This is a genomic window from Kitasatospora sp. NPDC001539 (assembly GCF_040298565.1).
Lineage (GTDB): Bacteria > Actinomycetota > Actinomycetes > Streptomycetales > Streptomycetaceae > Kitasatospora.
Genome location: NZ_JBEPAK010000027.1, coordinates 1 through 26,735 on the forward strand (window position 1 = coordinate 1; position 26,735 = coordinate 26,735).

Here is a 26,735-nt window from a genome sequence, read left to right on the forward strand (position 1 = left end):
CCCGTCGCGATCACCGCGACGGGCCCTCGGGCGCTGCTGCTCCGGACGACCTGCCCCCGGGCCCCTCGGTCCCGGATCCCTCGGGTCCCTCGGACCAGCGGGACCCGTCAGATCCAGGGGAACCAGGGCTTAGTGGTCGTTCCCCCCTTTGGGGTTGGGGGGTGTGGAGAAGGGGTCGCCCCCTTTGGTCGGATCGGCCGCCCTGGTGAACAGCTGGACCTGGGTGTTCGGGTCCAGCTGGGTGCCGGCGCCCGGGTTGCTCATCTGGACGATCGCGTTCGGGTCCTGCGGGCCCACCACGGTGTAGCTCAGACCGGCCTTCTGGAGCTGGCTGATGGCGTCCGACAGCTTGACGTTCTGCAGCGGCGGGACGGTCGCCTTGTCCGGCGCCTTGTAGACGACCAGCGAGATCTTCGTGCCGGCCGGGGCCTTGGTGTTGGGGGCGACCGACTGCGAGGCGACCTGGTTGACCTTGGTCGGGTCGTTGGTCGGCGTGGTCTTGGAGGCGTCGACCTGGAAGCCGAGGTTCTGCAGCTGGGACTGCGCGTCCTCCTTCTGCGCGCCCACCACGTTCGGCACGGTCTGCTTGGTCTTGCCCTGCGACACGGTCAGCTTGACCGGGGCGCTCGGGTCGGCGCTGGCGTTCGCCGCCGGGTCCTGGGCGGTGACGTTCTCCTGCGGAGCGGTGTCGTCGTCCTTGTACTCGGTGGTGACGTTGGTGAAGCCGGCGTCGGCGAGCGCCTTGGCGGCCTGGTCCTTGGTCTTGCCGACCACGTTCGGCACCTGGGCCTTGGCCGGGCCGGAGGAGAGCTGCACCGTGACGGTGCCGTTCTCGGCGACCTGGCCGCCCGCCGCCGGGTTCTGGGTGCAGACCTGGTCCTTCTTGACGTTGGTGTCCGGGCAGGCGATCTTGTCGCCCTCGGTCACCACGAGCTTGGCGCCCGCGGCCGTCTTGGCCTCGGCCAGGGTCTTGCCCACCAGGTTCGGCACGGCCACCTTCGGGGTGTCCTTGCCGCCCTTGTCGCTGAACATGGCCTGGGCCACGAAGAAGGTGCCGACCAGGACCAGCACGGCGGCCACCGCCAGCACGATCCAGGAGGTGTTGCTCTTCTTCGGCCGGTCCTCGCCGCGCCGGCCGCCGCCCTGGCCGTAACCGTCGTCGTAGCCGTCGTGGCCGCCGCCGGCCGGGGTGCCGCCGTAGGTCTGGCCGTAGCCGTCGTCCTGGTAGCCGCCCTGGCCGTAGCCGGGCTGCGCGGAGGCCTGCGGCAGGACGGTCGTCGGGCCGCCGCCGGGCTGCTGCGGCAGCACGTTGGTCTGGCCGTACGGGTCGTGCTGCTGCGGGTAGCCGTTCTGGTCGTAGCCGTAGCCGGCGCCCATGCCGTAGGCGGCGGCCTGCTGGGCGGCGGCGACCGGGAGGCCGTCGAGGAAGCGCTCGATGTCGTCGCGCATCTCGTCGGCGGTCTGGTAGCGGTAGTCGCGGTCCTTGGCGAGCGCCTTCAGCACGATCGCGTCGACCTCGGGGCGCACCTCGGGGTCGAAGACGGACGGCGGCTGCGGCTCCTCCCGGACGTGCTGGTAGGCCACCGCGACCGGCGAGTCGCCGACGAACGGCGGGCGCACGGTCAGCAGCTCGTAGAGCAGGCAGCCGGTGGAGTACAGGTCGGAGCGGGCGTCGACCTGCTCGCCCTTGGCCTGCTCGGGGGAGAGGTACTGGGCGGTGCCGATGACGGCCGACGTCTGGGTCATGGTCATCCCGGCGTCGCCCATCGCCCGGGCGATGCCGAAGTCCATCACCTTGACGTTGCCCTGCCGGGTCAGCATGACGTTGGCCGGCTTGATGTCCCGGTGCACGATCCCGGCCCGGTGCGAGTACTCCAGGGCCTGGAGGATGCCGATGGTCATCTCCAGCGCCCGCTCGGGCAGCAGCCTGCGGCCGGAGTGCAGCAGCTCGCGCAGCGTCGAACCCTCGACGTACTCCATCACGATGTACGGGATGGAGATGCCGTCGATGTAGTCCTCACCGGTGTCGTACACGGCGACGATCGCGGGGTGGTTCAGGGACGCCGCCGACTGCGCCTCGCGGCGGAAGCGGGCCTGGAACGACGGATCCCGGGCCATGTCGGCCCGGAGCGTCTTCACTGCGACGGAACGGCCGAGCCGGGTGTCATGGGCGAGGTACACCTCGGCCATGCCGCCGCGTCCGAGGACGCCGCCGAGCTCGTACCTGCCGCCTAGGCGACGAGGCTCTTCCATAGTTCCGACCCTCTCCCTCACCCGCCGGTGAGGTTGTGACGTAGGTGTCCCCGCACGCTCTGGGTGACGCCGCGCGCGCTCCGGCCGGTTCTCCGGCCGGGCCGTGCGCGGCCTCGCGGGCGGCAACGGGCACACCCGCTGCTGGCGGATACGCTACCGGTCGCACCCCACCGGACCGGAGTCAGCCGTCGGCCGATATCAGACCGGTATCCGGAAGGGGGTGCCGATCGTGACATTCGCCTCACCCTCGGCGGTGCGGCCTACTTGCCGAGGGCGGCCTGCATCACCGCCTTGGCGATCGGGGCCGCGAGGCGCCCACCGCTGATGCCGTCGCGGTTGTCGGAGCCGTCCTCGACGACGACCGCGACCGCGACCGACTGGCCGTCCGGGGCCTTCGCCCAGGAGGTGAACCACGCGTAGGGCAGGGCGGAGTTGTTCTCGCCGTGCTGCGCGGTGCCGGTCTTGCCGCCCACCTGCAGCCCCGGGATCTGGGCGTTCTTGCCGGTGCCGTCCTGGACCACCGAGACCATCAGGTCCTGCATCTTCTGCGCGGTGGCCGGGCTCATCGCCTGGGAGAACTGCTTCTCGGTGTGCTTGGAGATGGTGGTCAGCGAGGCCGAGCGCTCCGAGTCGACCAGGTACGGCTGCATCAGGCTGCCGTTGTTGGCGATCGCGGCGGAGACCATGGCGACCTGCAGCGGGGTGGCCCGGGTGTCGTGCTGGCCGATCGAGTCCTGGGCGGTGCCGTCCAGGCTGGCGCTGTTCGGGAAGATGCTCTTCTCGGCCCGGACCGGGGTGTCGATGGTGCTGTTGAAGCCGAACTTCTCGGCCTGCGCCCGCATCTTCTCCTTGCCCAGGTCCGCACCGATCTTGGCGAAGACCGTGTTGCAGGACTGGTCCAGCCCGGACTTGACCGTGGCGTTCTCGCAGCGCTCGTTCGGGCTCTCGTTCTTCAGCGGGGTCTGGGTGCCCGGCAGGATGTACGGCTCCGGGGTCGACGTGGTGTCGTCGATGCTCTGGAACATGCCGTTCTCGAACGCGGCGGTCGCGGTGACCAGCTTGAACGTCGAGCCGGGCGGATAGGTGTACTTCAGCGCCCGGTTGTCCATCGGCTTGTTCGGGTCGGCGTTGAGGGCCTTCCAGGCGTCCCCGTCGTCGTTGCCGGCGATGGTGCCCGGGTCGTAGGACGGGGTGGAGACCAGGGCCAGGATCGCGCCGGTCTTCGGGTCGAGCGCGACCACCGCGCCCTTCTTGTCGCCCATGGCGTCGAAGGCGGCCTTCTGGACCTTGGCGTTGATCGTCGTGACGACGTCGCCGCCGCGCTTCTGCTCGCCGGTCAGCATGTCCAGCGTGTTGCGGAAGAACAGCCGGTCGTCGGTGCCGGAGAGGATGCCGTCCTCCAGGTTCTCCAGCCCGTTGGAGCCGAAGGCCTGCGAGGAGTAGCCGGTCACCGGTGCGTACATCGGGCCGTCGACCCAGGAGCGCTTGTACTTGTAGCGCAGGCCGTTCACGAAGTCCGACCTCGTCACCGGCTGGCCGCTGACGATGATGTTGCCGCGCGGGTGGGCGTAGCGGTCGTACAGCTGGCGCTTGTTGTTCTTGTTGGTCGCCAGGGCGTCGGCCTGGACGCCCTGGACCCAGTTGGTGCGCACCATCAGGGCGAGGATCAGCACGAGGCAGAAGATCGAGACCCGGCGGATCGGCTTGTTCATCGGACGGGTCCTCCCTGGCCCTCGGTGGCCGGGGCCGGTTCGGCCCCGGGGCGGCGGGCGCTGTCGCTGATCTTCAGCAGGATCGCGACCAGCGCCCAGTTGGCGACCACGGACGAACCGCCCTGGGCGAGGAACGGCATGGTCATACCGGTCAGCGGGATCAGTCCGGTGACCCCGCCGGCCACGACGAAGACCTGGAGGGCCATCGCCGAGGAGAGGCCGACGGCGAACAGCTTGCCGAACGGGTCCCGGGCGGCGATGGCGGTGCGCAGGCCGCGCTGCACCAGCAGGGCGTACAGCAGGAAGATCGCCATCAGGCCGGTGAGCCCGAGCTCCTCGCCGAAGGAGCCCAGGATGAAGTCGCTCTTCGCGGCGAAGTTGATCAGCCAGGACCGGCCCTGGCCCAGCCCCGAGCCGGTCACCCCGCCGGAGCCGAGCGCCATCAGCGACTGGCCGATCTGCTCGGTGGAGCCCTTGGGCGGGTTCGGGGAGAAGGCGGCCATCGGGTCGAGCCAGGCGTCGATGCGCACCTTCACGTGGCTGGTGGTCGTGGCCACCGCCACCGCGCCGCCGACCGACATCAGCAGGCCGAACAGGATCCAGCTGGTCCGCTCGGTGGCGACGTAGAGCATCACCACGAACAGGCCGAAGAACAGGAAGGACGTGCCGAGGTCGTTCTCGAAGATCAGGATCAGCAGGCTGAGCAGCCAGATGACCACGATCGGTCCGAGGTCGCGGCCGCGCGGCAGGTACAGGCCCATGAAGCGGCGGCTGGCCAGCGCCAGGGCGTCCCGCTTGACCATCAGGTAGCCGGAGAAGAACACGGTCAGGACGATCTTGGCGAACTCACCGGGCTGGATGGAGAAGCTGCCCATCCGGATCCAGATCTTGGCGCCGAAGTCCTCCGCCCGGGCCGGGAAGAAGGCCGGCGCGGCGAGCAGGACCAGCGCCACCACCATCGAGATGTAGGTGTAGCGCTGGAGCACCCGGTGGTCCTTCAGCAGCACCATCACGCCGATGAACAGGGCCACCCCGAGGGCGGACCAGACCAGCTGGTTCTTCGCCGCCGGGAAGTTGCCGCTGAGCAGCTTCCCCGCCTTGTCGAGCCGCCAGATCATCACCACGCCCAGGCCGTTCAGCAGGGTGGCGATCGGCAGCATCAGCGGGTCCGCGTACGGCGCGAAGCGGCGCACCAGCAGGTGCGCGACCAGGGCCAGCGAGCCCATCCCCAGGCCGTAGCCGAGCATCCCCGCGGGCAGCTCGGAGTCCATCGCCAGGCCCACGTTGGCGTAGGCCAGCATCGGCAGCAGGACGGCGAAGGCCAGCAGCGCCAGCTCGGTGTTGCGCCGGTTCGGTGCGCCCTGGAGGGAGATGGTGGTGTTGCCCCGGCGCCGCGGCACGGCGCGTCCGGCCGCCGCCCGGCGCCGGCCGCCGGTGCGACCGGTGTCGCCGCTCAGGTCGTAGCTGCTCACGTGGTGACCGCTCCCTGACGGCCGGCCGGCCCGCTGCGGGCGGACCTATGTCGGATCACGGACGTCACTGCTTCGGGCAGGATTCGGCCCGGCTGCGGTCCTCGTCGCTCAGCTGGGGCGGCTGGGCCTGCTCCCCCGGGGAGCCGGCCGCCGGCGGCGTGGCGTTCTGCGTCGGGGCGGACGTCCCCGGAGCGGCCGTGCCCGGGGTGGCCGGCGTGGTCGGGGTCGGCGTGGTGGTCGGGGCCGCGGCGCCCGGGGCGCGCGGGGTCTTCTCCTTCTCGCCCGGGACGGCCGGGGTGGCGGCCACGAACGAGGCCTTGGTGGTCTGGGTCGCCTGCGCCGCCTGGGTCGGCTGGGTGCCCTGCGCGGCGCCCGCGGTGGTGAGGCCGGCGGCCTTCTGGCACAGCTGCGCCCAGCCCTTGAGGTCCTGCACCGTCGTGTCGGCCTCCTTGCGGCTGCCGACGGAGATGGTCTTGTTCACGTGGGCGAGCTGGTCCTGCGGCAGCCACTTCAGCGGGATGTCGGAGTACGCGGTGTCCACCGAGGACAGGCTCAGCCCGGCCAGGTTCTGGTTGATGCCCTGGTAGAGCGCGACGTGGTCGCCCTCCGCGCCGATGTAGTACTGGTCCTGGGTCCACCGGTAGCCGAAGTACCCGGCGCCGCCGATCAGGCCGAGCGTGACCAGGACGGCCAGCGGGACGGTCAGGCCCCGGCGCTTGCGCTTGGCGGGCTGCTCCTCGTCGAAGTCCTCGGTGCCGTACACGGAGGGTTCGGCGGAGCCGTAGCCGTACCCGCCCTCGTAGCCCTCCGCGGGGCCGAAGCCGGGGCCGTAGCCCTCCTCGTAGCCCTCGGCGGGGCCGAACGAGCCCTGGGGGCCGCGGCCCAGGCCCGCGGCGCGGCCGGCCGGGGTGTCGGCGATCGAGCGGTCGGCGGCGGCCGAGGACGGCGGGGCGTCGGCGACCGCGCCGACCACCACCGGGACGTCGTTGAACTGGCCGCTCATGGTGTCCGTGGCGCCGACGTCGATGACGTCCGCCACGATGCAGGTGATGTTGTCCGGGCCGCCGCCGCGCAGGGCGAGCTGGATCAGCTCCTGGACGGTCTGCTCGGGCGAGTAGAAGCTGCCGAGGGTGTCCTGGAGGGTCTGGTGGCTGACCGGGCCGGAGAGGCCGTCGGAGCAGATCAGGTAGCGGTCGCCGGCCCGGACCTCGCGGATCGACAGGTCGGGCTCGACCTGGCCGCGGCCGTCCAGGGCCCGCATCAGCAGCGAGCGCTGCGGGTGGGTCTCGGCCTCCTCGGGCGTGATCCGGCCCTCGTCGACCAGGCGCTGCACCCAGGTGTGGTCCTGGGTGATCTGCACCAGGGAACCGTCGCGCAGCAGGTAGGCGCGGGAGTCGCCGACGTGCACCAGGCCCATCCGCTGGCCCGTCCAGAGCATGGCGGTCAGGGTGCAGCCCATGCCCTCCAGCTGGGGGTCCTCCTCGACCATCTGCCGGAGCCGGTCGTTGGCGCCCTGGACGGCGTCACCCAGCAGGGTCAGCAGGTCGGCGCCCGGCACGTCCTCGTCCAGTCGGACGATCGAGCCGAGCACCTCCGAGGACGCGACCTCGCCGGCCGCGGCACCGCCCATGCCGTCGGCCACGGCCAGCAGCCGCGGCCCGGCGTAGCCGGAGTCCTCGTTCCCCTCCCGGATCAGTCCCTTGTGGGAGCCGGCGGCGAAGCGCAGCACCAGGGTCATGCGACCTGTGCCCCCCTCTGGGTCTTGGACGGGATGCTTGCCCTCATGCGCTACTACTTCCGCAGTTCGATGACGGTCCTGCCGATACGGATCGGCGTGCCCGGCTGGAGCGGGGTGGGCGCGGTCAGGCGCTGCCGGTCCAGATAGGTGCCGTTGGTGGAGCCTAGATCCTCGACCGTCCACTGCCCAGTCTGATCGGGATAGATCCTGGCATGCCGGGAGGACGCGTAGTCGTCGTCGAGCACGATGGTGGAGTCGTGCGCGCGGCCCAGCGTGATGGTCTGGCCCTGCAGTGCGACGGTGGTCCCGGCCAGCGAGCCCTGCACCACGACGAGCTGGGTCGGGGCGCCCCGACGGCGGCCGCCGCCCTGGGTCTGGCCCGCGGCGGACCCGCCGGCGGCGGGTGCCTGACGGCCGGCGGCCGGGGCGGCCGCGGCGGCGCCCGGTGCGGCGCCGGCGCCGCGGCGGGAGGTGCGGGGGTTCACCTTGGTGCCGAACAGGTCGCTGCGGATCACCTGGATCGCGACGATGACGAACAGCCACAGCACGGCGAGGAAGCCCAGCCGCATGACCGTGAGGGTCAGTTCTGACATGACCGTCCCGCCAGTCGGTGAGCGAGGCGCGCGAACAACTCGGACACTACCCTTCGACCTGCCGGTAGACGATGGTGGTGGAGCCCACGACGATTCGGGAGCCGTCGCGGAGCGTAGCGCGCTGGGTGTGCTGCCCGTCCACCACGATGCCGTTCGTGGACCCCAGGTCGAGCACCATCGACGGGGTGCCGGGCCGGATCTCGGCGTGCTTGCGGGAGACCCCGGGGTCGTCGATCCGCACGTCCGCCTCGGTCGAGCGGCCGAGCACGCAGGCCGCGCCGGAGATCTGGTGGCGGGAGCCGTTCACCTCGATCCAGCGGCGCACCGAGGCGCCGTGCCCGGCGCCGGGGAAGGCGCGGACGTTGCCGCCGGCCGGCTGGGCCGGGGGCACCGCCGGGGGCGCGGGCGGCGGCGGGGGCGCGTCGTACTGCCCGGCGCCGCCCTGCTGCCACGGCGCGCCGGGGGCCGGGGCGGCCGGCTGGCGGTCGTAGCCGGGCTGCGGCGGGGCGTACTGCGGGGGCTCCTCGGCGGCCAGGGTGCGGCTGCGCACCCGGTAGAGGCCGGTGTCCAGGTCGTCGGCCTTCTCCAGGTTCACCTGGAGCGGGCCCATGAAGCTGTACCGCTGGGCCTCGGCGTACTCGCGGACCATCCCGGCGAGTTCGGTGCCGAGCTGGCCCGAGTAGGGGCTGAGCCGCTCGAAGTCGTGCGGGCTGAGCTCGACGATGAAGTCGTTCGGCACGACGGTGCGGTCGCGGTTCCAGATGCTGGCGTTGTTGTCGCACTCGCGCTGCAGGGCACCGGCGATCTCCACGGGCTGGACCTCGGACTTGAACACCTTGGCGAAGGTGCCGTTGACGAGACCCTCCAGTCGCTGTTCGAACTTCTTCAGCATTCCCATGGGGCACCCCCTTCCAGGGTTCGTTCGCCTGCCTGCCGGCCGGATCCCTCCGTGGAGCGGTCCTGCGGTGGGTCGGTCGCGCCTACTTGCGGTACTTCCGTACTGATCGTATCCACGCCGGGCCCTTCCGTACGGTTCCCGGACCGCGTCGTCCCGGGGGGTGGGCTCGGACACACAGGGTGACGCATTCCGGGTGCGGCACGCCAGGTGTGCCGGTCGGAGCCGCCCTTCCTCCTTCCCCGTCCGTGCGTCGCGCACCCGTTCGGATGCGGTCGGTCTCCCCCGGATACGGATTCGGAGCCGCCGCCCAGGTCGTGCTACTGTTTTCCACGTCGGAAGGGCCGCCCGGAAGGGAAGCCGGACCGAGGAAGTGTGAAGGCCACATGGTACCGAGCACCTCCGAGGGAAGGTCGGCACGGAAGACGACACCCATGCGCGGGTGGCGGAATAGGCAGACGCGCTGGATTCAGGTTCCAGTGCCCGAAAGGGCGTGGGGGTTCAACTCCCCCCTCGCGCACAGCGAAGCCCCGCAGATCTTCGGATCTGCGGGGCTTTCTCGTTCTCCGGCACCGCGGTCGGGGTGCCGGTGGGTCGCGGGCCGGGTGCCGAAGGGCCGGCGGGCCGCGGGCCGGGCGGCCGGTTCAGGAGCGGGTGTCGGGCAGTTCGGCGCGGACCTCGAAGCCGCCGTCCCGGGTGGGGCCGGCGGTGAGCGTGCCGCCGAGCAGCTGGGCCCGCTCGCGCAGCCCGACCAGTCCGTGGCCGCCGCCCGGCAGGGTCTCGGACGGACGGACCGGCGGCGCCTCGTTGCGGACCTCGACCCGCAGCCGGCCGCCCCTCGCCCGGACCCTCACGTGCACCACCGCCGCCGGGGCGTACTTGGTGATGTTGGTGAGCGCCTCCTGGACGGTGCGGTAGGCGGCCCGCTCGACCGCCTCCGGCCAGGGGTGGTCGCCGGGGTCGAGCTCGGTCTCGGCGGTCAGGCCGCTCTCCTCGATCAGCCGGGGCAGGTCCGCCAGCCGCGGCTGCGGGGCGAGCGGGGCGTCCGGCAGCGGACCGCCGGTGCCGCGCAGCACCCCGACCATCTGGCGCAGCTCGTCCAGGGTCCGCACGGACAGTTCGCGGATGGTGCGGGCGACCGTCGCGGCGGCCGGGTCGGCGGTGCTCACCTGGAGCGCGCCGGCCTGGATGCTGATCAGGCTGACCTGGTGCGAGACCACGTCGTGCATCTCCCGGGCCAGCCGGCCGCGCTCGCTGATCAGCACCCGCTCGGCGAGCAGCCGGCTCTCCCGCTCCTGGCCGCGGGTCAGCTCCTCCAGACGGGCGGCCAGCTCCCGGCGGGTGCGGGCGAGCAGCCCGGTGGCGGCCGGACCGGCGGCCAGCATCACGGACTGGATGGCGTCCAGGGCGCTGGCCCGGCTCAGGTCGATCGGGGTGTCGGGCAGCGGCCAGTGGAAGAAGGAGACCAGCGCGAAGAGGGTCCCGCAGGGGATCAGCAGCCGGGGGCGCGAGCGCTCGACGGCCACCGTGTAGACGGCGGTGATCGGGGCCAGCCAGATGAACTCGACCCAGCTGCCGGGCATGGTGAGCAGGAACACCGTCACCGGGAAGCGGCGGCGCCAGAACAGCGCGACGGCGGCCAGCGCGGACAGGGACAGCTGCCACCAGGTGGCGTTCCGGGCCACCAGCGCGGTGTCCATCAGGGAGTACAGGACGGGCAGCAGCAGCATCAGCCACGGCGCGGTGCACCAGGCCGGCAGCCGACGGGACGGCAGCTGGTCGGCGGCCGTCATGCCCCGTCGCCGGGCTTGGGCCGCACCAGGCCGGCCCGGTGGGCGAGCACGGCGGCCTGCACCCGGTTGGCGGCGCCGAGCTTGCCGAGGATCGCGCTGATGTGGTCCTTGACCGTGCCGGTGCCGAGGAAGAGCCGGTCGGCGATCTCGGCGTTGGACAGGCCCTCGCCCAGCAGGGCGAGCACGTCGAGCTCCCGGCCGGTGAGGGTGCGGGCCAGCGCGGTGGCCTCGGCGTCCGGGCCGCCGCCGTCCACGTAGCCGCCGATCACGGTGCGGGTGACGGTCGGGGAGAGGATGTTGCCGCCGGCCGCGAGCACCCGGACGGCGTGCACCAGCTGCTCGGGCGCGGTGTCCTTGAGCAGGAACCCGGCCGCGCCGGCCCGCAGCGCGGTGCCGATGTACTCGTCGGTGTCGAAGGTGGTGAGCATCGCCACGGCGGGCGGGTCGGGCAGGGCGCGCAGGCGGCGCAGCACGGAGATGCCGTCGAGGTCCGGCATCCGGATGTCGAGCAGCACCACGTGCGGGCGCAGGCGCTGGACGTGCTCCTCCGCCTGCCCGCCGGAGCAGTCGCCGACCACCTCGAGGTCTGGCGCGGAGCCGACGATCAGGCCCAGGCCGGAGCGGACCAGGATCTCGTCGTCGACGATCAGCACGCGGGTGGTGGTGATGGTGCCTCCTCGGTTCGGGCGGCCGGGTCGGGGCGGTCCGCGTGGGTCGCTTCGCGCTTCGAGAGTAGGGGTAGGGGCGGCGGGCTGCCGAACGCATGGGGGGTGCCCGACCCCCGCCGTTCGGCGGGGGTGGGAATCCGCTACCCGGTTCACGTAATTCTCAGGAACGGTGGGCAACCATGGAGTTGGCTGCCTTTTTCCGGCCTACCGCTCTCCCCGTGGGCGGCCGGTGGGCGGGGGCGGCCGGTCAGTCCGTCGGCCCCGAGCGGGTGTCCGGCGCCGGGCCGTGTGCGGATGCGCCCCACCATCTGATCGTTTGGAATTGAGCTGTGTCGTCCACTGTGAAGCCGGAGCCGTCCGCCGCGACCACCGGGCCCCGGCCCGTCGGGCTGCTCGAGCGCTGGCGTCCGAGGGCCGCCGTGGCCTCGGTCTGGTACCTGCGCCTGCTGGCGCTGCTGAACCTGGCCACCGTGCTGCTCGTGCCGTGGGGCAACCAGGTCACGGAGCACAACGAGGGTGAGTACTTCACCCCGTACCTGATGACCTCCGGCCTGGCGGCCGCGGTGCTGTCGGTCTTCCTCGCGATCGCGATGCGACGCCGCAAGCGGGCCGCGTGGATCTTCAACACGGCGCTCGGCGGCCTGTTCGCGCTGCTGTACCTGGCGGTCATGGTGCTGCCCGACGAGCGGTTCAACCGCCACCCGCTCAACTACGTCTCGACTGTGCTGACCTGCCTGTTCGTGCTGGCGCTGCTGATCGGGCGGAAGGAGTTCACCTCCAAGGGCGACCGTTCCAACCCGAAGACCGCGGCGGCGACCTTCGTGGGCGGGCTGGTGGTCGGCGGGGTGCTCGGCGCGCTGCTGGTCTGGCTGACCAACGAGCTGGGCGGTGCGGGGTTCTGGGACCTCTTCCGCTACTCCGTCGGCCGGATGATCACCATCACCCCGTCCCAGCACCTGCGTTCGGTGATCTCCGCGCCGACCTGGGTGAACGCCCTCATCAACGCGATGGGCGCGGTGCTGTTCCTGCTGGTGCTCTACGTGGCCTTCCGCAGCCCGCGCGGCAAGGAGCTGCTCACCCCGGAGGACGAGGCGAGGCTGCGCGACCTGCTGGACAAGCAGGGGGAGCGGGACTCGCTGGGCTACTTCGCACTGCGCCGGGACAAGGCCGTGATCTTCTCCCCCAGCGGCAAGGCGGCGGTGACCTACCGGGTGGTCGGCGGGGTCTCGCTGGCCTCGGGCGACCCGATCGGCGACCCGGAGGCCTGGCCCGGCGCGATCGACGCCTGGCTGGCCGAGGCGCGCGAGCACGCCTGGGCGCCGGCCGTGATGGGCGCCTCCGAGGAAGCCGGCGTGATCTACGCCCGGCACGGGCTGGACGCGCTGGAGCTGGGCGACGAGGCGATCGTCGAGCTGGACGAGTTCTCGCTGGACGGCCGCGCGATGCGCGTCGTCCGGCAGGCGTACAACCGGGTCAAGCGGGCCGGTTACACGGTGCGGATCCGCCGCCACGAGGACATCTCCGAGGAGGAGATGGCGCAGCTGGTGGCCAAGGCCGACGAGTGGCGCGACGGCGCGACCGAGCGCGGCTTCTCGATGGCGCTGGGCCGACTCGGCGACCCGGCCGACGGCCGCTGCGTGATGCTGGAGTGCCACGACGGGACCGGCGAGCTCGCGGCGCTGCTGAGCTTCGTGCCGTGGGGGCCGGACGGGCTCTCGCTGGACCTGATGCGCCGGGCCCGGGACACCGAGAACGGCCTGATGGAATTCATGGTGATCGAGCTGCTGCAGCGCGCCGAAGAGGTGGGGCTGAAGCGGGTCTCGTTGAATTTCGCGATGTTCCGCTCGGTCTTCGAGCGCGGTTCCCGGTTGGGTGCCGGACCGGTGCTGCGGCTGTGGCGCTCCGTCCTCGGGTTCTTCTCCCGCTGGTGGCAGATCGAGTCGCTCTACCGCGCGAACGCGAAGTACCGGCCGATCTGGGAGCCGCGCTACCTGCTCTTCGAGAAGAGCAGCGAGATCCCCCGGATCGGCATCGCGAGCGCGCGGGCCGAGGGGTTCATCGTCGCGCCGAGACTGCCCGCCCTGTTCCGTCGCCGGCATTCCGGGACCGCCGTGGCGGCGCCCCGGGTACCGGTGGCGGCGCGGGACGGGAAGGGGTAGCCCTCCGTCGGGGGGCGGAGGGGGCCACTCGGACGGATGGGGGATCCGGTGGGGGGATGGTTCTCCCCCCTGAGGATGACGTGAATCCCCATCCATGGCGATGTCTCGTTCTTAACCGGCTTCTAATGTGGGAGTAGTCGAGAATCTCAGGGATTCAGGAGAAACGGTTGTGAATCACAGGGCCCACGCGGGGGGCGTGCGAAAGGGGCCGCTGGCGCTAGCCGGTGCGGCCGCTCTCGCCGAGTGGGGCACGTTGTACGCGACGGTCCGGGGTGCGGTGGTGCGGAAGAAGTTCGCCGCGTTTCCGCTGGCCAGCGTGGCGACGTTTCTGATCCTGCTGTTCAGCATCGTCCAGCACCTGCCGGGCGGTGAGCGTTTCGTCAACAACATCGGGGTGGTGCGGGCGGCGCTGCCGCTGGAGGTCTCGCTGCTGCGGACGCCGCTGTCGCTGTACGTGCCGGCGCTGGACCTGCCGGTCTGGGGGGCGCTGGCCCAGGTGTTCGTGGTCTTCGCGATCGCCGAGGTCGTGCTCGGCCGGCGGCTGACCCTGGTGATCGCCTACGCGTGCACCCTGACGGGCACGCTGTTCGCCCGCGTCGGGGTGGCGATCGGGCCGGGCCACCTGTTCGGCTTCCCGAAGTGGGTGGCCTACGTGCGGGACACCGGGCCGTCGGCCGCGGTGGTGGCGCTGGCGATCTGCATCGCGTTCCGCTGCCGGGCCTGGTTCACCGCCGGGCTGGTGGTGGTGCTGATGGTCGGTGAGGCGGTCGTGCTGCCGAACCTCGCCGGTCTGGAGCACGTGGTCGCGGTGATCACCGCGCTGCTGATCGCCGTCTCAGTCGAGGTCTTCGGGGACTTCTGGCCCCGGGTGCTGGCGGGGGTGGGCGCGGCCACCTCGGTGGCCGCGGTCGCCTCCCGGGAGGTCGCGGTGGAGGCCGGACGGCGCCGCCCGGCCGGGGCCGTCATCCCGTGAGCGGGCTGCCCGGGGCCGTCATGCCGTGAGCCCGCCCGCGTGCCGTCGGGCGGCCGTCAGGCGTGCGGGAGCAGGAGCTCGAACCAGACGACCTTGCCCACCGCCTTGCGGGCGGTGCCCCAGCGTTCGGCGAGCTTGGTGACCAGGGTGAGGCCCCGGCCGGTCTCGCCGAGCTGCTCGGCCGGCTCCAGCGAGGGCAGGTTGTGGTTGTCGTCGCTGACCTCGACCAGCAGCTTGTCGACCCGGATCAACTGGAGCTGGACGGTGTCCCGGGCGACCCGGACGGCGTTCGTGACCAGCTCGCTGACCAGCAGCTCGGTGGTGTCGCTGAGCGCCTCCAGGTGCCAGGCGGACAGCTGCTCGCGGACCAGCGAGCGGGCCCGGCGGACCTCGCGGTGGTCCACGGTGAGGTCCCAGGTCGCCACCTCCGAGGGGGCGACCCCGTCGAAGCGGGCCACCAGCAGCGCCACGTCGTCCTTGCGGTCGTCCGAGTGCAGCCGCCGCAGCACCTCGTCGCAGGCCTGCTCGGGGCTCTGCTGAGGGTCGATCAGGTTGCCGCAGAGCGCGGCGAGGCCGGCTCCTATGTCCCCGCCCCGCACCTCGACCAGGCCGTCGGTGCACAGCACCAGCATCGAGCCGTCCGAGACGTCGATGGTCTTGGCGACGAACGGCACCCCGCCGACGCCGATCGGCGCGCCGGCCGGGATCTCCAGCAGCTCGCCGGTGCCGTCCGGGTGCACCAGGACGGGCGGGACGTGCCCGGCGCTGGCCAGCTCGCAGGTCCGGTTGATCGGGTCGTAGACCGCGTACAGGCAGGTCGCCAGGTGGTCGTCACCGAGCTTGTGGGCCAGGTTGTCCAGGTGGCGCAGCAGCTGGCCGGGCGGGAGGTCGAGGGCGGCGAGGGTCTGCATCGCGGTGCGGAAGCGGCCCATCGCGGCCGCCGAGTGGATGCCGTGGCCCATCACGTCACCCACCACCAGGGCGACCCGGCTGCCGGGCAGCTGGATCGCGTCGAACCAGTCGCCGCCGACCTCGGCCTTCGGGTCGCCCGGCAGGTAGCGGTGGGCGATCTGCACACCGGGGATCTGCGGCGGGCGGGTCGGGATCATCGAGCGCTGCAGGGTGGTGGCGACCCGGGCCTCGGCCCGGTGCAGCCGGGCGTTGTCCAGCGAGAGCGCTGCCCGTACCGCCAGCTCCTTGAGGGTGGCGGCGTCGCTCTCGTCGAAGGGGGTGCGGTCGGGCAGCCGGAGCAGCTTGAGGATGCCCAGGACGGTGCCGCGGGCGGACAGCGGCACGACCAGCATCGACCGGCCGGAGACCACCGGGGCCAGCCGGGCGCCGCCGAGCGCGATCGCGTAGTCCACCGCGACGTCGTCGCTGATCACCGGGACCAGCACCGGCTGGTTCAGCTGGAGGGCCATCCCGGGCGGGGTGCGGCGGGGCATGCTGACCAGCGAGCCCTCGGAGAGCACGTGGTCCCAGGCGCCGCCGGCCTCGTTGAAGACCAGGGCGACCCGGCGCAGCATGGTGTCGTCGTCCGGCCGGGCGACCGGCAGCTCCGAGTCCGAGATCAGCCCGTCCACCAGGTCGACGCAGGCGAAGTCGGCGACCCGGGGGACCAGCACCTGGCACAGCTCGTGGGCGGTGAAGCCGAGGTCCAGGGTGGTGCCGACCTTGCCGCCGACCTCGTTCAGCAGGGCCAGCTGCTCGCCGGCCTGCCCGTTGGTGAGGAACGGGCCCAGGCGCCCGCTCGCGGGGCACTCGGCGCCGGCGGGGGCCGGGACGGTACCGGACGGGGTCGGCCCGGTGCGGCGGGGCGGGAGGCCGTCGGCGGACGGCTCGACGGCGGCCTGCTGCTCGATGGTGGCGCCTCCTCCGGTGGGCGGGGGTACCTCCCGGCCGGCGGCCCGGGGAGGGAAGGACGGGGCGCCCGCGGGCCGGGCGCCGACCGCGGCGGGGCGCTGGACCGGCTCGCGCTGCTCGTGCTGGGCGCGTGGGTCGAGGAGTTCGCGTCGTTCCGGCTGGTCCCGTCGTTCGTGCTGGGTGTGCTGGTCGCGCTGGTCGTGCGGGGCGGCCTCGCGCTGGACGGGCAGCGGGCCGGGGCGGGCGGCGCGCTGCTGGGCCGTCGGATAGCGGCGGCCGAGGCCGGCCGCCGCGTGCGCGGTGCCGGTCTGCGCGTCGGAGGGGAGCACCGGCAGCACGGTGGCCGCGTCCAGCCGCAGCGCCGGCAGCCCCCCGCTCGCCACCGCCTCCAGCAGCGGCGACCGGTGGGCGGCGGGCAGCAGCCGGGCCAGCGGTCCGGGCAGCCCGCCGACGGCCGGGACGAGCGCGGCGGTCAGCGCGTGGAAGCCGCCCCGGGCGGCGGGCGCCGCGGAGAACGGCAGCAGCCGCTCGCCGAGCGCGAGGCGCGGGCCGGTGGTGCGCAGCGGGCGGGCGTCGGCGGCCAGGGCGAGCAGCCCGCCGGACGGGCCGGGCACCGGATAGGCCCACCAGAGCACGTCGCGCTGGTGCTCCTCGCGGTCGCGCACGGTCAGCCGGCCGGCCCAGGGGCGGCCGGCGGCGGTCAGCTCGGCCAGGGTGTCGAAGGCGTCGCAGCGGCGGCGCACCGCGCAGCGGCCGAGCACCCGGGACTCCAGGGCGGGCAGCAGCCCGGAGGCGGGGCGGTCGGTGGCGGCGTCGGCGCGGTGTCCGAACAGCTCCTCGGCGGCCCGGCTCCACTGGGCGATCCGTCCCGTCCGGTCGACCAGGACGAGGGCGAGCCGGACCAGGGCGGCCACTGAGCCCGGGAGGTCTCCCGGGGCGGTCTCGGCGCCCGCCGAACGCGGTGTGGAGTTGGACTCGGCCACCATGGATTCGGTCTGCTCCCGCCTGGCCGCCGCGCCTCGAGGCGGCCGTCTCTCCGGAGGAAGGCACGCTGTGCGGATACCAGCGAAGCACGGACCGGGCCGGGCCCGACACCGAAACGGGGAGATTCATCAGGATCGGTTGCGTGTCGGGTGCCGCACGCCGGTCCGTACTGCCGCTTCACCCGGACGGGGCTTGTCCGCGCGGCGGTAGGGTGGCAGGCCGGGCCGCCCCCGCGGCGGTTCCGCAGGACCCTGCCGGCCGGAGGAGACAGAGCGAGAAGTGAGCGCGCAGACCCCCGTTCGCTGGACGGACCCGGAGCAGCAGGAGCTGGAGGAGCGGGTCGCCGCCGCCGAACTCGCCTGGCTCAGCATGGACGTGGACGTCCAGACGCTGCGGGTCGAGATCGACAACTTCGCGTTGATCCACCACCAGCTGCTCGGCCCGCTCTACGCCCGGCTGGACGAGCTGGACGCGTTGGTCGCCGAGGCCGTCGCGGCCCGCACCGGGCGGCCCGAGGACGTGCGGCGGGCCGCCGAGGCGCGCCTGCGGGTCGAGGAGCTGCCGGACCTGGACGCGCTGTTCGACTCGGTCCGTTCGGCCGGTTCGGACCGGGAGGCCGCTGCCGGGGCGACCGGCGAACCCGGCCGGGAGACCCCCGAAGCCGCCCCGCCGCCCGCCGCGCCGACCCGGGTGAAGCCGGGCAAGGAGGCCCAGCGGATCTACCGCGAGCTGGTCCGCCGCGCCCACCCCGACCTGAGCACCGATCCGGCCGAGCAGCAGCGCCGGGCGGCCTTCCTGGCCCGGGTCAACGAGGCCTACGCCTACGGGGACGCCGCCGCGCTGGAGGGCCTGGCCGCCGAGTGGTCCACCGCGCCGGAGGCCGCTCCCGCCCTCGACTCCCCCGACCGCCTGGAGTGGCTGCGCCGCCGCCTGGACTGGCTGACGGCCAGGATCGCCGCGACCGCCGCCGAGCAGGTCCGGCTGGAGCGGACCCCGATGGGGCAGCTGCTCGCCCTCGCCCCGCAGGACCCGGACCGGCTGCTGGAGCAGCTCGCCGAGGAACTGCTCGCCAAGGCGGCCGCCCAGCAGGCCGAACTGGAGCGGCTGCTCGGCGCCCGCGGACCGGCGCCGGTGGGCGACAATGACCCGGACCCGACCTCCCCCCAGCCTTCGGCCGGGGTTCACCCCCTTCAGGAGAGCCACCCGATGTTCGCGCAGATCCCCAGCACCGACGCCGCCTCCGTCCCCGCCGACGCCGCCCTGCTGGACGTGCGCGAGCCGGACGAGTGGGACGCCGGACACGTCGAGGGCGCGCTGCACATCCCGATCGGCGAGGTGATCGCCCGGATCGACGAGCTGCCCGACACCAGGCTGTACGTGCTCTGCCGGGTCGGCGGCCGCTCGGCGCAGGTCGTCCAGTACCTCGTCCAGCAGGGCCGGGACGCGGTGAACGTGGACGGCGGGATGTACGCCTGGGAGAGCGCGGGCCGGCCGATGGTCAGCAGCACCGGCCAGGAGGCCTTCGTCCTGTAGGCCGCCGCACAGACCGGTGGGCCGCACCGGCCGGTGGGCCGCCGCGGCGTCCTGGGGCAGGATGGGCGGCGCGACGCGCCGGTACGGGCCGGCGGTGCGCCGGTCGGGCGGGGGAGGCCATGACGGAGACCACGGACGGGCTCGCCTCCCGCGGGCAGCTGCGGGCCGACGGCCCCGGGGGCAGGGCCTGGTCCAAGCCCGCGCAGCTCGTGCTCGGGCTCGCCGCGGCGGTGCTGGCGGGCGGCACCGGGCTGTTCCTGGCCGTGGTGTTCCTGCACGTCGCGCCCGCCAACTCGCTGTCCCGGCAGTACCGGGACGAGATCGACGGCGTGGTGTACCCCGAGTTCGAGCAGAACTGGAAGCTGTTCGCGCCCGACCCGCTGCAGCAGAACATCAGCGTGGACGCCCGGGTGCGCACCGTCGCCGACGGCGGTGCCACCCGCACCCGCGACTGGATCGGCCTGACCGCGCAGGACATCGCCGCGATCCGGGGCAACCCGGCGCCCAGCCACGTCGACCAGAACCTGCTGCGCCGCGCCTGGGACCTCTACGAGGGCTCGCACGACCAGGACGGCAGGAGCACCGATTCGCGCGGCCGGCTCGCCGAGCAGTACCTCAAGCGGGTGGCGCTGCAGCGGATCGGGCGGGAGGTGGACGGCGAGCGGGTGCTGGAGATCGAGTTCCGGGTGACCTCGGCCACCGTGCCGCCGCCGCCCTGGAGCGGCGAGGCCGAGCCGCCCGCGCCCAAGGTGCGGGAGCTGCCGTGGTGGCCGGTCGGGGACGAGGACTACCGGGGGCTCGGGTGAACGAGGTGCGGGCCGCCGAGCGCGTGCAGGGCGGCATCCCGCGGCCGGCCGGACCGCCGCCCGTTCCCGCAGCGGCCCCGAAGGGCCCGGCAGCGGTGGTCGGGCGGGCGATGGCGGCGTTCACCGGGCGGGTCCTCGGCCGGCACCAGGCCGCGGTCGTGCGGATCGGCTTCGGCCTGGTCCAGCTCGCCTACCTGGTGCGCGAGTGGCCGAACCGGCGGGTGCTGTACGGCGACCGCTCGCCGTGGTCGATGGAGCTGGCGGAGCGGCTGCTCGCCGACAACGGGGCGTTCAGCGTGCTGCCCTGGTTCGGCGGGCGGCTCTGGTTCGAGCTGGTCTACCACCTGTCCGTGCTGGCCGCGCTGGCGCTGCTGCTGGGCTGGCGGACCAGGGCGGCCACGGTGCTGTTCATGGTCACCGTGCTGTCGCTGCAGAACCGCAGCGTCTTCCTCGGGGACGGCGGCGACAACGTCGTCCACCTGATGGCGGTCTACCTGGTCTTCACCCGCTGCGCCGAGGTGTGGTCGCTGGACGCGCGGCGCCTGCGGCGGTCCGTAGGGTCCGGCTCCGGCCGGGAGCGGTCGGGGGTGGTGCTCTGGGGGCTGCTGGGCGCGGTGCTGGCGGTCTGCCAGTTCGGCGGCTTCGCCGGGGGCGGTCTGACCTGGACCGGCGCGACCTTCCCGTACCTCGGCTGGTCGCCGCTGTTCTGGGGGCTGTGGGCGGTGGCCGGGCTCTGGTGGGCGGTCGGCCGGTGGCGCCCGGCGGGCGAGCTGCGGGCGGTGCTCGACGCGCTGGCCACCATGGTGCACAACTGCGCGCTGCTGGTGATCGCGGCCGAGGTGGCGCTGATCTACGCGACGGCCGGCTGGTACAAGGTGCAGGGCTCGCGCTGGCAGGACGGCACCGCGCTGTACTACCCGCTGCACCTGGACTACTTCACCCCCTGGCCGGGGCTGTCGGCGCTGATCGGCTCGGCGCTGCTGCCGGTGTTCCTGCTGTCGTACGGCACGGTGGTCCTCCAGGTCGCCTTCCCGTTCACGCTGTTGAACCGGCGGGTCAAGAACGTGCTGCTGGCGGTGATGGTGGTCGAGCACCTGGGGATCGCGGTGGTGCTCGGGCTGCCGGTGTTCTCGCTCGCGATGGTCGCGGCGGACGCGGTGTTCCTGCCGACCGGCGTCCTGCTCCGGGTGGCGGCCCGGCTGGGGCGCACCCGGTTCACCGGGTCCACCGGACACACCGGGGGCGCCGGGGGCGCCGATCACGTCGGCCGCGTCGGGCGCACGGGACGTGCGGGGCGCATCGGTCGTATCGGGCGCATGGGGCGAAACGGTCGGAGGTCCGCCGCCTAGGATGGCGTCATGTCCTGGTTCGCCGCCCTTCGTGACACCGCGCGGACCGGACTCACCCTGGACCGGGCGCTCACCGATCCCAAGCGGGCCGCGCGCGGAGCGGTCGCCGTGGCGGTGGTGCTGTTCCCGACGCTGGCGCTCGGTGGAGTGGGGCTCGCCACCTCGGCCGCGATGGGGGCGTTCATCGCCGGGGCGGCGACCTTCCAGCGCAGCTTCCGCCCGCGGGCCAGCCTCGCCGTCGCCGCCGGTGCCGGACTCGGCGCCAGCACCTTCCTGGGCTACCTCGCCGCCGGGGTCACCGGGCTCTTCCCGGTGCTGCTCGCGGTGTGGGCCTTCGGGGCCGGGCTGGCCTGGGCGATCGGGCCGACCGCCGGGGTGGTCGCGGCCAACACCGTGTCGGTGATGCTGATCATCGTCCAGCTGCCGGTCAGCGCGCTCGCCGCGTTCGGCCACGGGCTGGTCGCGGCGCTCGGCGGGGTGGTCCAGGCCGTCGTCATCACGCTGTGGCCGATCGGGAGTTGGACCGCCCAGCGGGACGCCCTCGCCGACACCTACGCCGAACTCGCCGACTACGCCCGCAGGTTGCGGCAGGACCCGACCGCGCACCTGGACCCGGCGCCGTTCATGACCGCCCGCAGCGCCGCCGCCCTGACGCCCTGGCAGGACCGCCACCGGCCCGCCGAACTGCGCGGCCTGCGCGGCATCGCCGAGCGCGTCAGGCCCACCCTCGCCGCCCTCGCCGACCCCAAGGTGGGCGCCCCCGAGGAGGGCCCGGAGCGGGACCGGGCCCGCGAGGTGCTGGCGGCCTCCGCCGAGGTGATGGACGCCCTGGCCAGGGCGATCCGCACCGGCGATCCCGTCCGGCTCCCCAGCTCGGCGCCCGCCCTCACCCTGGTCGGGTCGGAGGACGGACCGCGGCTGCAGGGCGCGGCCCGGCGCGCCGCCCGGCGGCTCGGCGGACTGCTGCGCAAGGCCGCGGACACCCTGGACCGCAGCGACGAGGACACCATCACCACGCCGGTGGCCGGGGCCGGCGGGGCGCTGCACAGGCCGTCCATCGGCCGGATGCTGCCGGTCGCGCTGCGGACCGTACGGCGGCAGCTGCACCCGCGGTCGGCGGTCTTCCAGCACACCGTACGGCTGGCCGCGGTGGTCACCCTGGCCTACGTCCTGGCCCGGCTGGCCGGCTTCCACCACGGGTACTGGGCGCCGATGACCGCCGCGATGGTGATGCGGCCGGACTTCGCCCAGACGTACAGCCGGGGCGTCGCCCGCCTGGCCGGGACGGTCGTCGGGGTCAGCGTGTCCACGCTCGTGGTGCAGCTCGCCCACCCCGGGCAGTGGGTGCTGGCCGCGCTCGCGGTGCTGTGCATCGGCGGCTCGTACCTCGCCTTCCGCACCGGGTACGCGCTGACCACGGTCGGGATCTCCTCGTACGTGGTGTTCCTGCTCGGGCTGCAGGCCGGGAACCCGCTGGAGACCGCCTTCGAACGGGTGGGGATGACGCTGCTCGGCGGATCGGTGGCGCTGCTGACGTACGCGCTGTTCCCCACCTGGCAGACCGCCCGGCTCGGGGAGCGGCTCGCCGAGTGGCTGGCCGCGGCCGGGCGGTACGCGGCGGCGGTGATCGCCTGCTACGAGCAGCCGGCGCAGCCGCGGGAGCGGACGGTGCGGTCGGCGCTGCTGGACTCCAGGGAGGCGCGGGCCGAGCTGATCCAGGCCATGCAGCGGGCCGATGCCGAACCGGGGCGGCACGCGTCCGGGCTGGCCGGGGTGAGCCGGCGCCAGATCGACCGGGCCCGGGCGGCGATCGGGCACCTCGGGCGGGCGGCGCTGCTGCTGGAGGCGCACCTGCCGGCCGCCGACGCGGATCCGGTGCCCGGGGCGGCGGAGTACGCGGAGGAGCTGCGGCTGGCGACGGCACTGGCGGCGGGGGCGCTGCTGACGGGGCAGCCGGTGGAGTTCGGGGCGGTGCGGGAGGCGCAGGCGCGGCTGGAGGAACGGCTGGCGCAGGCGCCGGCGGGGGTGCAGCGGGACGTGGTGGTGGCGGGGACGCGCCTGGTGGAGGTGGCGCTGCGGGACCTGGAGCGGGCGTTGCGGGGGAGCTCCGAGGGGCGGTAGGGCGTGCTGCGGGCAGGTGGGGGCGGGCGCGGGTGCGGGTGGGAGAGTGGGCGGTATGGCAGATGACGAGGAGCTGGTGCGGGCGTGGCGGGCGGTTGAGCGGGAGCCGGGGGCGGTGTTGCTGGACGGGTTCCACGCGCTGAAGCACGCGCTGCGGTTCGGCGGGGACGTCCGGCGGGTGCTGACGGCTGATCGGGCGGCGCTGCTGGCGCTCGCCGGCGAGTTGGCGGGGGACGTCGTCCCGGTGCTGGAGGGGCTCGCGGTGGAGCTGCCGGAGGCGCGGCTGCGGGTGCTGGCGCCCCGGTTGCATCCGACGGGGGTGATCGCGTTGGCCGTCCGCCCGTCGGTCGGGGCCAACCGGGCGGCGCTGGAGCACCGGCCGCGCAGGGCGCCGGTGGTGGTGCTGGAGAATCCGCGCAATCTGGGGAACGTGGGGGCGGTGATCCGGCTGGCGGCCGGGTTCGGTGCCACCGGGGTGGTGACCACCGGCGACCTGGACCCGTGGCACCCGACGGTGCTGCGCGGGAGCGCGGGGCTGCACTTCGCCACCGCCGTCGAGCGGCTGAGCCTGCCGGAGCTGCCGGACGGGCCGCTGTTCGTGCTGGACCCGGAGGGCACGGACATCCGGGACCTGCCGTTCCCGGACGACGCGCTGCTGGCCTTCGGCACCGAGCGGCACGGCGTCTCGGCGGAGCTCAGGGCCCGCGCCGACCACCTGGTCGCGGTGCCGATGCAGCCCGGGGTGTCCAGCTTCAACCTGGCGACCAGCGTCGCGATGGGGCTGTTCCACTGGCAGTCCGGCAAGCGCTGAGGCGGTCAGGAGAACAGCGCGCGCCAGGTGTCCGGGCCGGGGTAGCCGTCGGCCTCGGCGCCGCGCCAGCCCTGCGCCTGCTGGAAGGCCTGGACGGCCCGCCGGTCGCTCTCCGTCCAGACCGGGCCGGGGCCGACGGCGTAGGAGCCGCCGAAGCCCTTGCGGACCAGCTGCTCGCCGAGCTGCCGGACGTGGTCGTTGTCCTGGCCGGGCCCGAAGTACTGCGGGCCGGGGAAGGCGGGGGCGCCCGGGTCCGGCGGTGGCGGGGGCGGCAGCGGGGTGGCCGCGGCGATGTCGCGGCCCTTGCCGTGCACCAGGTAGTCCCAGGTGTCCTTGCCGGGGATGCCGTCGGCCTCGCTGCCGCGCCAGCCCTGGGCGAGCTGGAAGGCCTCGGTGGCCCTGCGGTCGGCCTCGCCCCAGCGCGGGCCGGGGCCCTCGGAGTAGAAGCGGCCGCCGCCGCGCTGCACCAGCATCTGCCCGAGCCGGGTGACGTACGCGTTGTCGGCGCCGGGCCCGAACTTGTCCGCACCCGGGAAGGCGTTCGCGGAGGTGCCGCCGTCGCCGGACAGGCCGGTGTAGCGGTACGGGACGTAGGAGGCGGAGTTGTTCCAGTAGGCGTAGGGGGTGGAGCGCTTCTTGGCGCCGGGTGAGGTCTGCTCGTAGGCGACGTAGCGGGTCCGGGAGGAGTCCGTCCAGCCGCCGAAGATCGTCACGTGCGATCCGGCCTGCGGGTTGGCGGGGTTGTTGTAGATCAGCACGTCGCCGGGCTGGAGGTCGTTCTTGCCGATCCGCTCGGCGAAGTCCGGCAGGGTCCAGGTGGTCTGGTTGCCGGCGAGGCCCCAGGCCATCGAGACGAAGCCGGAGCAGTCCTGGCGGTAGCCGTCCGACCAGTAGCGGCTCATGCTGTACGGCACGCCCTGGTCGACCCAGCTCTGGGCGCGCTGGATGATCCGGGCCCGGGTGACGGGCTGGGCGGCGAGCGAGCGGGCGGCGGCGTCCTCGCCGTAGGGCCCGCCGACCTCGCCCTGGGGGGTGCGCGGGGGCTGGGTGGTGCTGTTGCCGCCCGGGGCGGGGGACGCCGCGGTGGCGGCGGCCGTCCCGCCGCCCAGCGCGGTGCCCACGGCGGCCATCAGCACGGCGGCCCGGCGGTGGAGGCTGCGGGAGGCGGCGTGCGACCGGGCGCGTCGGCGGGCCCGGCAGCCCCCGCATATGCAGTCGTCCTCCGGTTCGACCTCGTCGAACTCCAGCAGTGCGGAGAGGGGGTCGGTCAGGGTCATGCTCCGCCTCTTTCCTGCGGTCTCTCCCGGCCGTTCCTGACGGCGGGACAGAGACCAAGGTCCCAAAGCGGCGGCGGTGCGGCGCGGCGGGTGAGCCGGGCGGGTGACGTCCGTTCGGCCCGCGGGCGTGGCGAGGGCGGGTGGGAGCGGGTAGGGCGGGTGGGGATCGCTACCGGCCGGATGACGGGGGATCAGCGCGGATTGGCCGGCGAGTACTCGGGCTCGGTCCAGGTCAGCGGGCTGGCGTCGGCGATCTCCAGCACGTCGGTGACGGCCAGTTCGACCATCCGCTCGGCGCCCGGGGCGGCCTCCCGGGCCTCCTCGGACCAGTCGGCGCGCGCCTCGCCGGTGATCAGCAGGGCCCTGCCGGTCTCCCACTCGGGCAGCAGCAGCCCGGCCCGCGGGTCGAGCTCCAGGTTCCCCAGCGTCATGAACATGCTGTTGCCGCGGTATTCGGGCCAGCGCACCCGGTTCGGCCCGACCGCCTCCAGGAAGCCGGGGAAGCCGCCGCGGTGCGAGGCGTCCACGCTGCCGTCCGGGCCCGCGGTGGCGATGAAGAAGGTGTCGGCCGTGGCCACGGTCAGCCGCTGCGCCACGGACAGCTCCGGGCCGGCCGCGACGATCCGGGGCGCGCCCGCGCCCGGGCGGTCCAGCGGGGTGCGGCGCTGGATGTACTTGGGGCAGTTGGACACCACCTCCTCGGCGCGGACCGTCAGCCCGCCCCGGCCGTCCGGCGCCGAGCGGCCGTTGAGCCGCATCCGGCGGCGGCCGGCCGGGTCCAGGGCGATGGTGCCGACCCGGGCCGGACGGGTCAGCGCCTCGGCCAGCGGGTCGGCCCCGGCCGGACGGGCGGCGACCGTCAGGGTCCGCTCGTCGGGAGCCTGGAGGAAGCCGGCCGGGCCGGCCAGCTGGGTGGCCCAGATCCGGCCGTCGAGGTCGGCGGCGCCGACCACCAGCATCCGCCGCTCGGCCAGGAAGCGGGCGGCGACGGCCGGGACGGTGCCGCGGATCGAGCGGCCGGCGTGGTCGGCCCGTTCGGTCAGGCCGGCCCGGGCCTGGGCGGCCCGCTCGCCGGCGTGGTAGGGCGTGCTGACGGTCGTCATGGTGTCTCCGCTCGGCTGGTCCGGTGTGCACCCCCGCGGCACACCGGGCGCAGGCGGGGTGGTCGGCGGCTTCTAGAAGAAACCGCAGGTGGGGGCGGTGGCATCGGGGGCCTTGGCCTCGGTCTCGTCCACTCCGGCGCGGGTGTAGACCTCCAGCCGGATGCCGTCCGGGTCGGTGAAGAAGATGCCGCCGGAGGCGGAGCCCTCGCGGTGCGGGACGACGCCGTCGTAGGCGAACTCGGCGCCCAGCTCGCGCAGCAGCCGTTCGGTGGCGCGCACCTCGTCCAGGTTCTCGACCTCGAAGGAGAGGTGGTGGAGGCCGGGCGTCCCGGTGGCGAAGGCGCCGGTGCTCTGCTGCCAGAGGGTGACGACGAGGCGGCCGTCGCGGCCGAGCAGGGCGTAGCGGCGCTCCGGGTCGGTGCCCTCGTGGGCGACCTCGAGGCCGAGCACGGCGCGGTAGAAGTCGATCGAACGGGCCAGATCGGTGACGTTCAGACCCACGTGGCCGGTCTGCAGCGTGCGGAGCTGGGTGGTGCTGGACATGCCTGGTCACTCCCGGAGGCTGGTCGGTCCGGCAGGCCGTTGTTGCCTAACCGGTATGAGTGAGACTAGGGGTTAGGTGATGAGGCGTC

Annotated in this window: 19 protein-coding genes and 1 tRNA gene; 8 read left to right on the forward strand and 12 right to left on the reverse strand. The window is 73.7% G+C overall.

Annotated elements, in window-relative coordinates:
• Positions 1-129: 129 nt before the first annotated feature.
• The 6 genes from pknB to ABT247_RS07540 all read right to left on the reverse strand — a co-directional run bounded on the left by pknB (position 130) and on the right by ABT247_RS07540 (position 8,666).
• Complete coding sequence (gene pknB / locus ABT247_RS07515) at positions 130-2,253, reverse strand: Stk1 family PASTA domain-containing Ser/Thr kinase (RefSeq protein WP_350739435.1); 2,124 nt, start codon at positions 2,251-2,253, stop codon at positions 130-132.
• A gap of 260 nt (positions 2,254-2,513) precedes the next feature.
• Positions 2,514-3,965 (reverse strand): peptidoglycan D,D-transpeptidase FtsI family protein, encoded by a 1,452-nt coding sequence (locus ABT247_RS07520; protein WP_350739438.1) that lies wholly within the window; start codon positions 3,963-3,965, stop codon positions 2,514-2,516.
• Positions 3,962-5,365, reverse strand: a complete 1,404-nt coding sequence (locus tag ABT247_RS07525; RefSeq protein ID WP_350739512.1) for an FtsW/RodA/SpoVE family cell cycle protein — start codon at positions 5,363-5,365, stop codon at positions 3,962-3,964. Before ABT247_RS07525 ends, ABT247_RS07520 begins: the two co-directional genes overlap by 4 nt.
• Before the next feature lie 136 nt (positions 5,366-5,501).
• Entirely contained in the window at positions 5,502-7,175 is a 1,674-nt protein-coding gene (locus tag ABT247_RS07530) for a PP2C family protein-serine/threonine phosphatase (RefSeq protein WP_350739442.1), read from the reverse strand.
• A 53-nt stretch (positions 7,176-7,228) separates the two neighbouring features.
• Positions 7,229-7,768 carry an FHA domain-containing protein FhaB/FipA gene (locus ABT247_RS07535; RefSeq protein WP_350739445.1) on the reverse strand — a complete coding sequence of 180 codons (540 nt, stop codon included), beginning with the start codon at positions 7,766-7,768 and terminating at the stop codon, positions 7,229-7,231.
• 46 nt (positions 7,769-7,814) lie between these two features.
• Complete coding sequence (locus tag ABT247_RS07540; protein ID WP_350739448.1) at positions 7,815-8,666, reverse strand: FHA domain-containing protein; 852 nt, start codon at positions 8,664-8,666, stop codon at positions 7,815-7,817.
• Positions 8,667-9,099: 433 nt separating this feature from the next.
• On the opposite strand from ABT247_RS07540, the gene ABT247_RS07545 reads away from it, so the two are divergent.
• Positions 9,100-9,183, forward strand: a tRNA-Leu gene (locus ABT247_RS07545).
• Between the two features lie 124 nt (positions 9,184-9,307).
• On the opposite strand, the gene ABT247_RS07550 is transcribed toward ABT247_RS07545, so the two are convergent.
• Positions 9,308-10,456, reverse strand: a complete 1,149-nt coding sequence (locus ABT247_RS07550; protein WP_350739451.1) for a sensor histidine kinase — start codon at positions 10,454-10,456, stop codon at positions 9,308-9,310.
• Positions 10,453-11,106, reverse strand: a complete 654-nt coding sequence (locus tag ABT247_RS07555) for a response regulator (RefSeq protein ID WP_502892401.1) — start codon at positions 11,104-11,106, stop codon at positions 10,453-10,455. The genes ABT247_RS07550 and ABT247_RS07555 overlap by 4 nt, the downstream gene beginning before the upstream one ends.
• A 407-nt stretch (positions 11,107-11,513) precedes the next feature.
• On the opposite strand from ABT247_RS07555, the gene ABT247_RS07560 reads away from it, so the two are divergent.
• Both ABT247_RS07560 and ABT247_RS07565 read left to right on the forward strand, forming a co-directional pair.
• The gene (locus ABT247_RS07560; RefSeq protein WP_350739518.1) at positions 11,514-13,283 is read left to right on the forward strand and encodes a phosphatidylglycerol lysyltransferase domain-containing protein; all 1,770 of its coding nucleotides are present in this window, start codon (positions 11,514-11,516) and stop codon (positions 13,281-13,283) included.
• Positions 13,284-13,599: 316 nt separating this feature from the next.
• Complete coding sequence (locus ABT247_RS07565) at positions 13,600-14,256, forward strand: hypothetical protein (protein ID WP_350739454.1); 657 nt, start codon at positions 13,600-13,602, stop codon at positions 14,254-14,256.
• 56 nt (positions 14,257-14,312) lie between these two features.
• Here ABT247_RS07565 and ABT247_RS07570 read toward each other — a convergent pair whose 3' ends face one another.
• On the reverse strand, positions 14,313-17,105 hold the full coding sequence (locus ABT247_RS07570) for an ATP-binding SpoIIE family protein phosphatase (RefSeq protein WP_350739457.1): 2,793 nt from the start codon (positions 17,103-17,105) through the stop codon (positions 14,313-14,315).
• A gap of 277 nt (positions 17,106-17,382) precedes the next feature.
• Between ABT247_RS07570 and ABT247_RS07575 the strand changes: the two genes are divergently transcribed.
• The 5 genes from ABT247_RS07575 (at position 17,383) to ABT247_RS07595 (ending at position 23,723) form a co-directional block, all read left to right on the forward strand.
• Complete coding sequence (locus ABT247_RS07575) at positions 17,383-18,636, forward strand: rhodanese-like domain-containing protein (protein WP_350739460.1); 1,254 nt, start codon at positions 17,383-17,385, stop codon at positions 18,634-18,636.
• Positions 18,637-18,755: 119 nt separating this feature from the next.
• The gene (locus tag ABT247_RS07580; RefSeq protein WP_350739462.1) at positions 18,756-19,442 is read left to right on the forward strand and encodes a DUF5819 family protein; all 687 of its coding nucleotides are present in this window, start codon (positions 18,756-18,758) and stop codon (positions 19,440-19,442) included.
• Positions 19,439-20,791, forward strand: coding sequence for an HTTM domain-containing protein (locus ABT247_RS07585; RefSeq protein WP_502892400.1), 1,353 nt, complete (start codon positions 19,439-19,441; stop codon positions 20,789-20,791). Before ABT247_RS07580 ends, ABT247_RS07585 begins: the two co-directional genes overlap by 4 nt.
• Before the next feature lie 9 nt (positions 20,792-20,800).
• The gene (locus tag ABT247_RS07590; protein WP_350739465.1) at positions 20,801-22,912 is read left to right on the forward strand and encodes an FUSC family protein; all 2,112 of its coding nucleotides are present in this window, start codon (positions 20,801-20,803) and stop codon (positions 22,910-22,912) included.
• 55 nt (positions 22,913-22,967) lie between these two features.
• Positions 22,968-23,723, forward strand: coding sequence for a TrmH family RNA methyltransferase (locus tag ABT247_RS07595; protein WP_350739468.1), 756 nt, complete (start codon positions 22,968-22,970; stop codon positions 23,721-23,723).
• A gap of 5 nt (positions 23,724-23,728) precedes the next feature.
• Here ABT247_RS07595 and ABT247_RS07600 read toward each other — a convergent pair whose 3' ends face one another.
• The 3 genes from ABT247_RS07600 to ABT247_RS07610 form a co-directional block, all read right to left on the reverse strand.
• On the reverse strand, positions 23,729-25,000 hold the full coding sequence (locus ABT247_RS07600; RefSeq protein WP_350739471.1) for a peptidoglycan-binding protein: 1,272 nt from the start codon (positions 24,998-25,000) through the stop codon (positions 23,729-23,731).
• Positions 25,001-25,191: 191 nt separating this feature from the next.
• Positions 25,192-26,103 carry a pyridoxamine 5'-phosphate oxidase family protein gene (locus tag ABT247_RS07605; RefSeq protein ID WP_350739474.1) on the reverse strand — a complete coding sequence of 304 codons (912 nt, stop codon included), beginning with the start codon at positions 26,101-26,103 and terminating at the stop codon, positions 25,192-25,194.
• Between the two features lie 72 nt (positions 26,104-26,175).
• On the reverse strand, positions 26,176-26,646 hold the full coding sequence (locus ABT247_RS07610) for a VOC family protein (protein WP_350739477.1): 471 nt from the start codon (positions 26,644-26,646) through the stop codon (positions 26,176-26,178).
• Positions 26,647-26,735: the final 89 nt, after the last annotated feature.

What these genes read in the sequence shown, in the direction of transcription:
- pknB (WP_350739435.1), bottom strand. Translation starts at nt 2,253, where the DNA reads ATGGAAGAGCCTCGTCGCCTAGGCGGCAGGTACGAGCTCGGCGGCGTC.
- ABT247_RS07520 (WP_350739438.1), bottom strand. Translation starts at nt 3,965, where the DNA reads ATGAACAAGCCGATCCGCCGGGTCTCGATCTTCTGCCTCGTGCTGATC.
- ABT247_RS07530 (WP_350739442.1), bottom strand. Translation starts at nt 7,175, where the DNA reads ATGACCCTGGTGCTGCGCTTCGCCGCCGGCTCCCACAAGGGACTGATC.
- ABT247_RS07535 (WP_350739445.1), bottom strand. Translation starts at nt 7,768, where the DNA reads ATGTCAGAACTGACCCTCACGGTCATGCGGCTGGGCTTCCTCGCCGTG.
- ABT247_RS07540 (WP_350739448.1), bottom strand. Translation starts at nt 8,666, where the DNA reads ATGGGAATGCTGAAGAAGTTCGAACAGCGACTGGAGGGTCTCGTCAAC.
- ABT247_RS07550 (WP_350739451.1), bottom strand. Translation starts at nt 10,456, where the DNA reads ATGACGGCCGCCGACCAGCTGCCGTCCCGTCGGCTGCCGGCCTGGTGC.
- ABT247_RS07570 (WP_350739457.1), bottom strand. Translation starts at nt 17,105, where the DNA reads ATGGTGGCCGAGTCCAACTCCACACCGCGTTCGGCGGGCGCCGAGACC.
- ABT247_RS07580 (WP_350739462.1), top strand. Translation starts at nt 18,756, where the DNA reads ATGACGGAGACCACGGACGGGCTCGCCTCCCGCGGGCAGCTGCGGGCC.
- ABT247_RS07590 (WP_350739465.1), top strand. Translation starts at nt 20,801, where the DNA reads ATGTCCTGGTTCGCCGCCCTTCGTGACACCGCGCGGACCGGACTCACC.
- ABT247_RS07595 (WP_350739468.1), top strand. Translation starts at nt 22,968, where the DNA reads ATGGCAGATGACGAGGAGCTGGTGCGGGCGTGGCGGGCGGTTGAGCGG.
- ABT247_RS07600 (WP_350739471.1), bottom strand. Translation starts at nt 25,000, where the DNA reads ATGACCCTGACCGACCCCCTCTCCGCACTGCTGGAGTTCGACGAGGTC.
- ABT247_RS07605 (WP_350739474.1), bottom strand. Translation starts at nt 26,103, where the DNA reads ATGACGACCGTCAGCACGCCCTACCACGCCGGCGAGCGGGCCGCCCAG.
- ABT247_RS07610 (WP_350739477.1), bottom strand. Translation starts at nt 26,646, where the DNA reads ATGTCCAGCACCACCCAGCTCCGCACGCTGCAGACCGGCCACGTGGGT.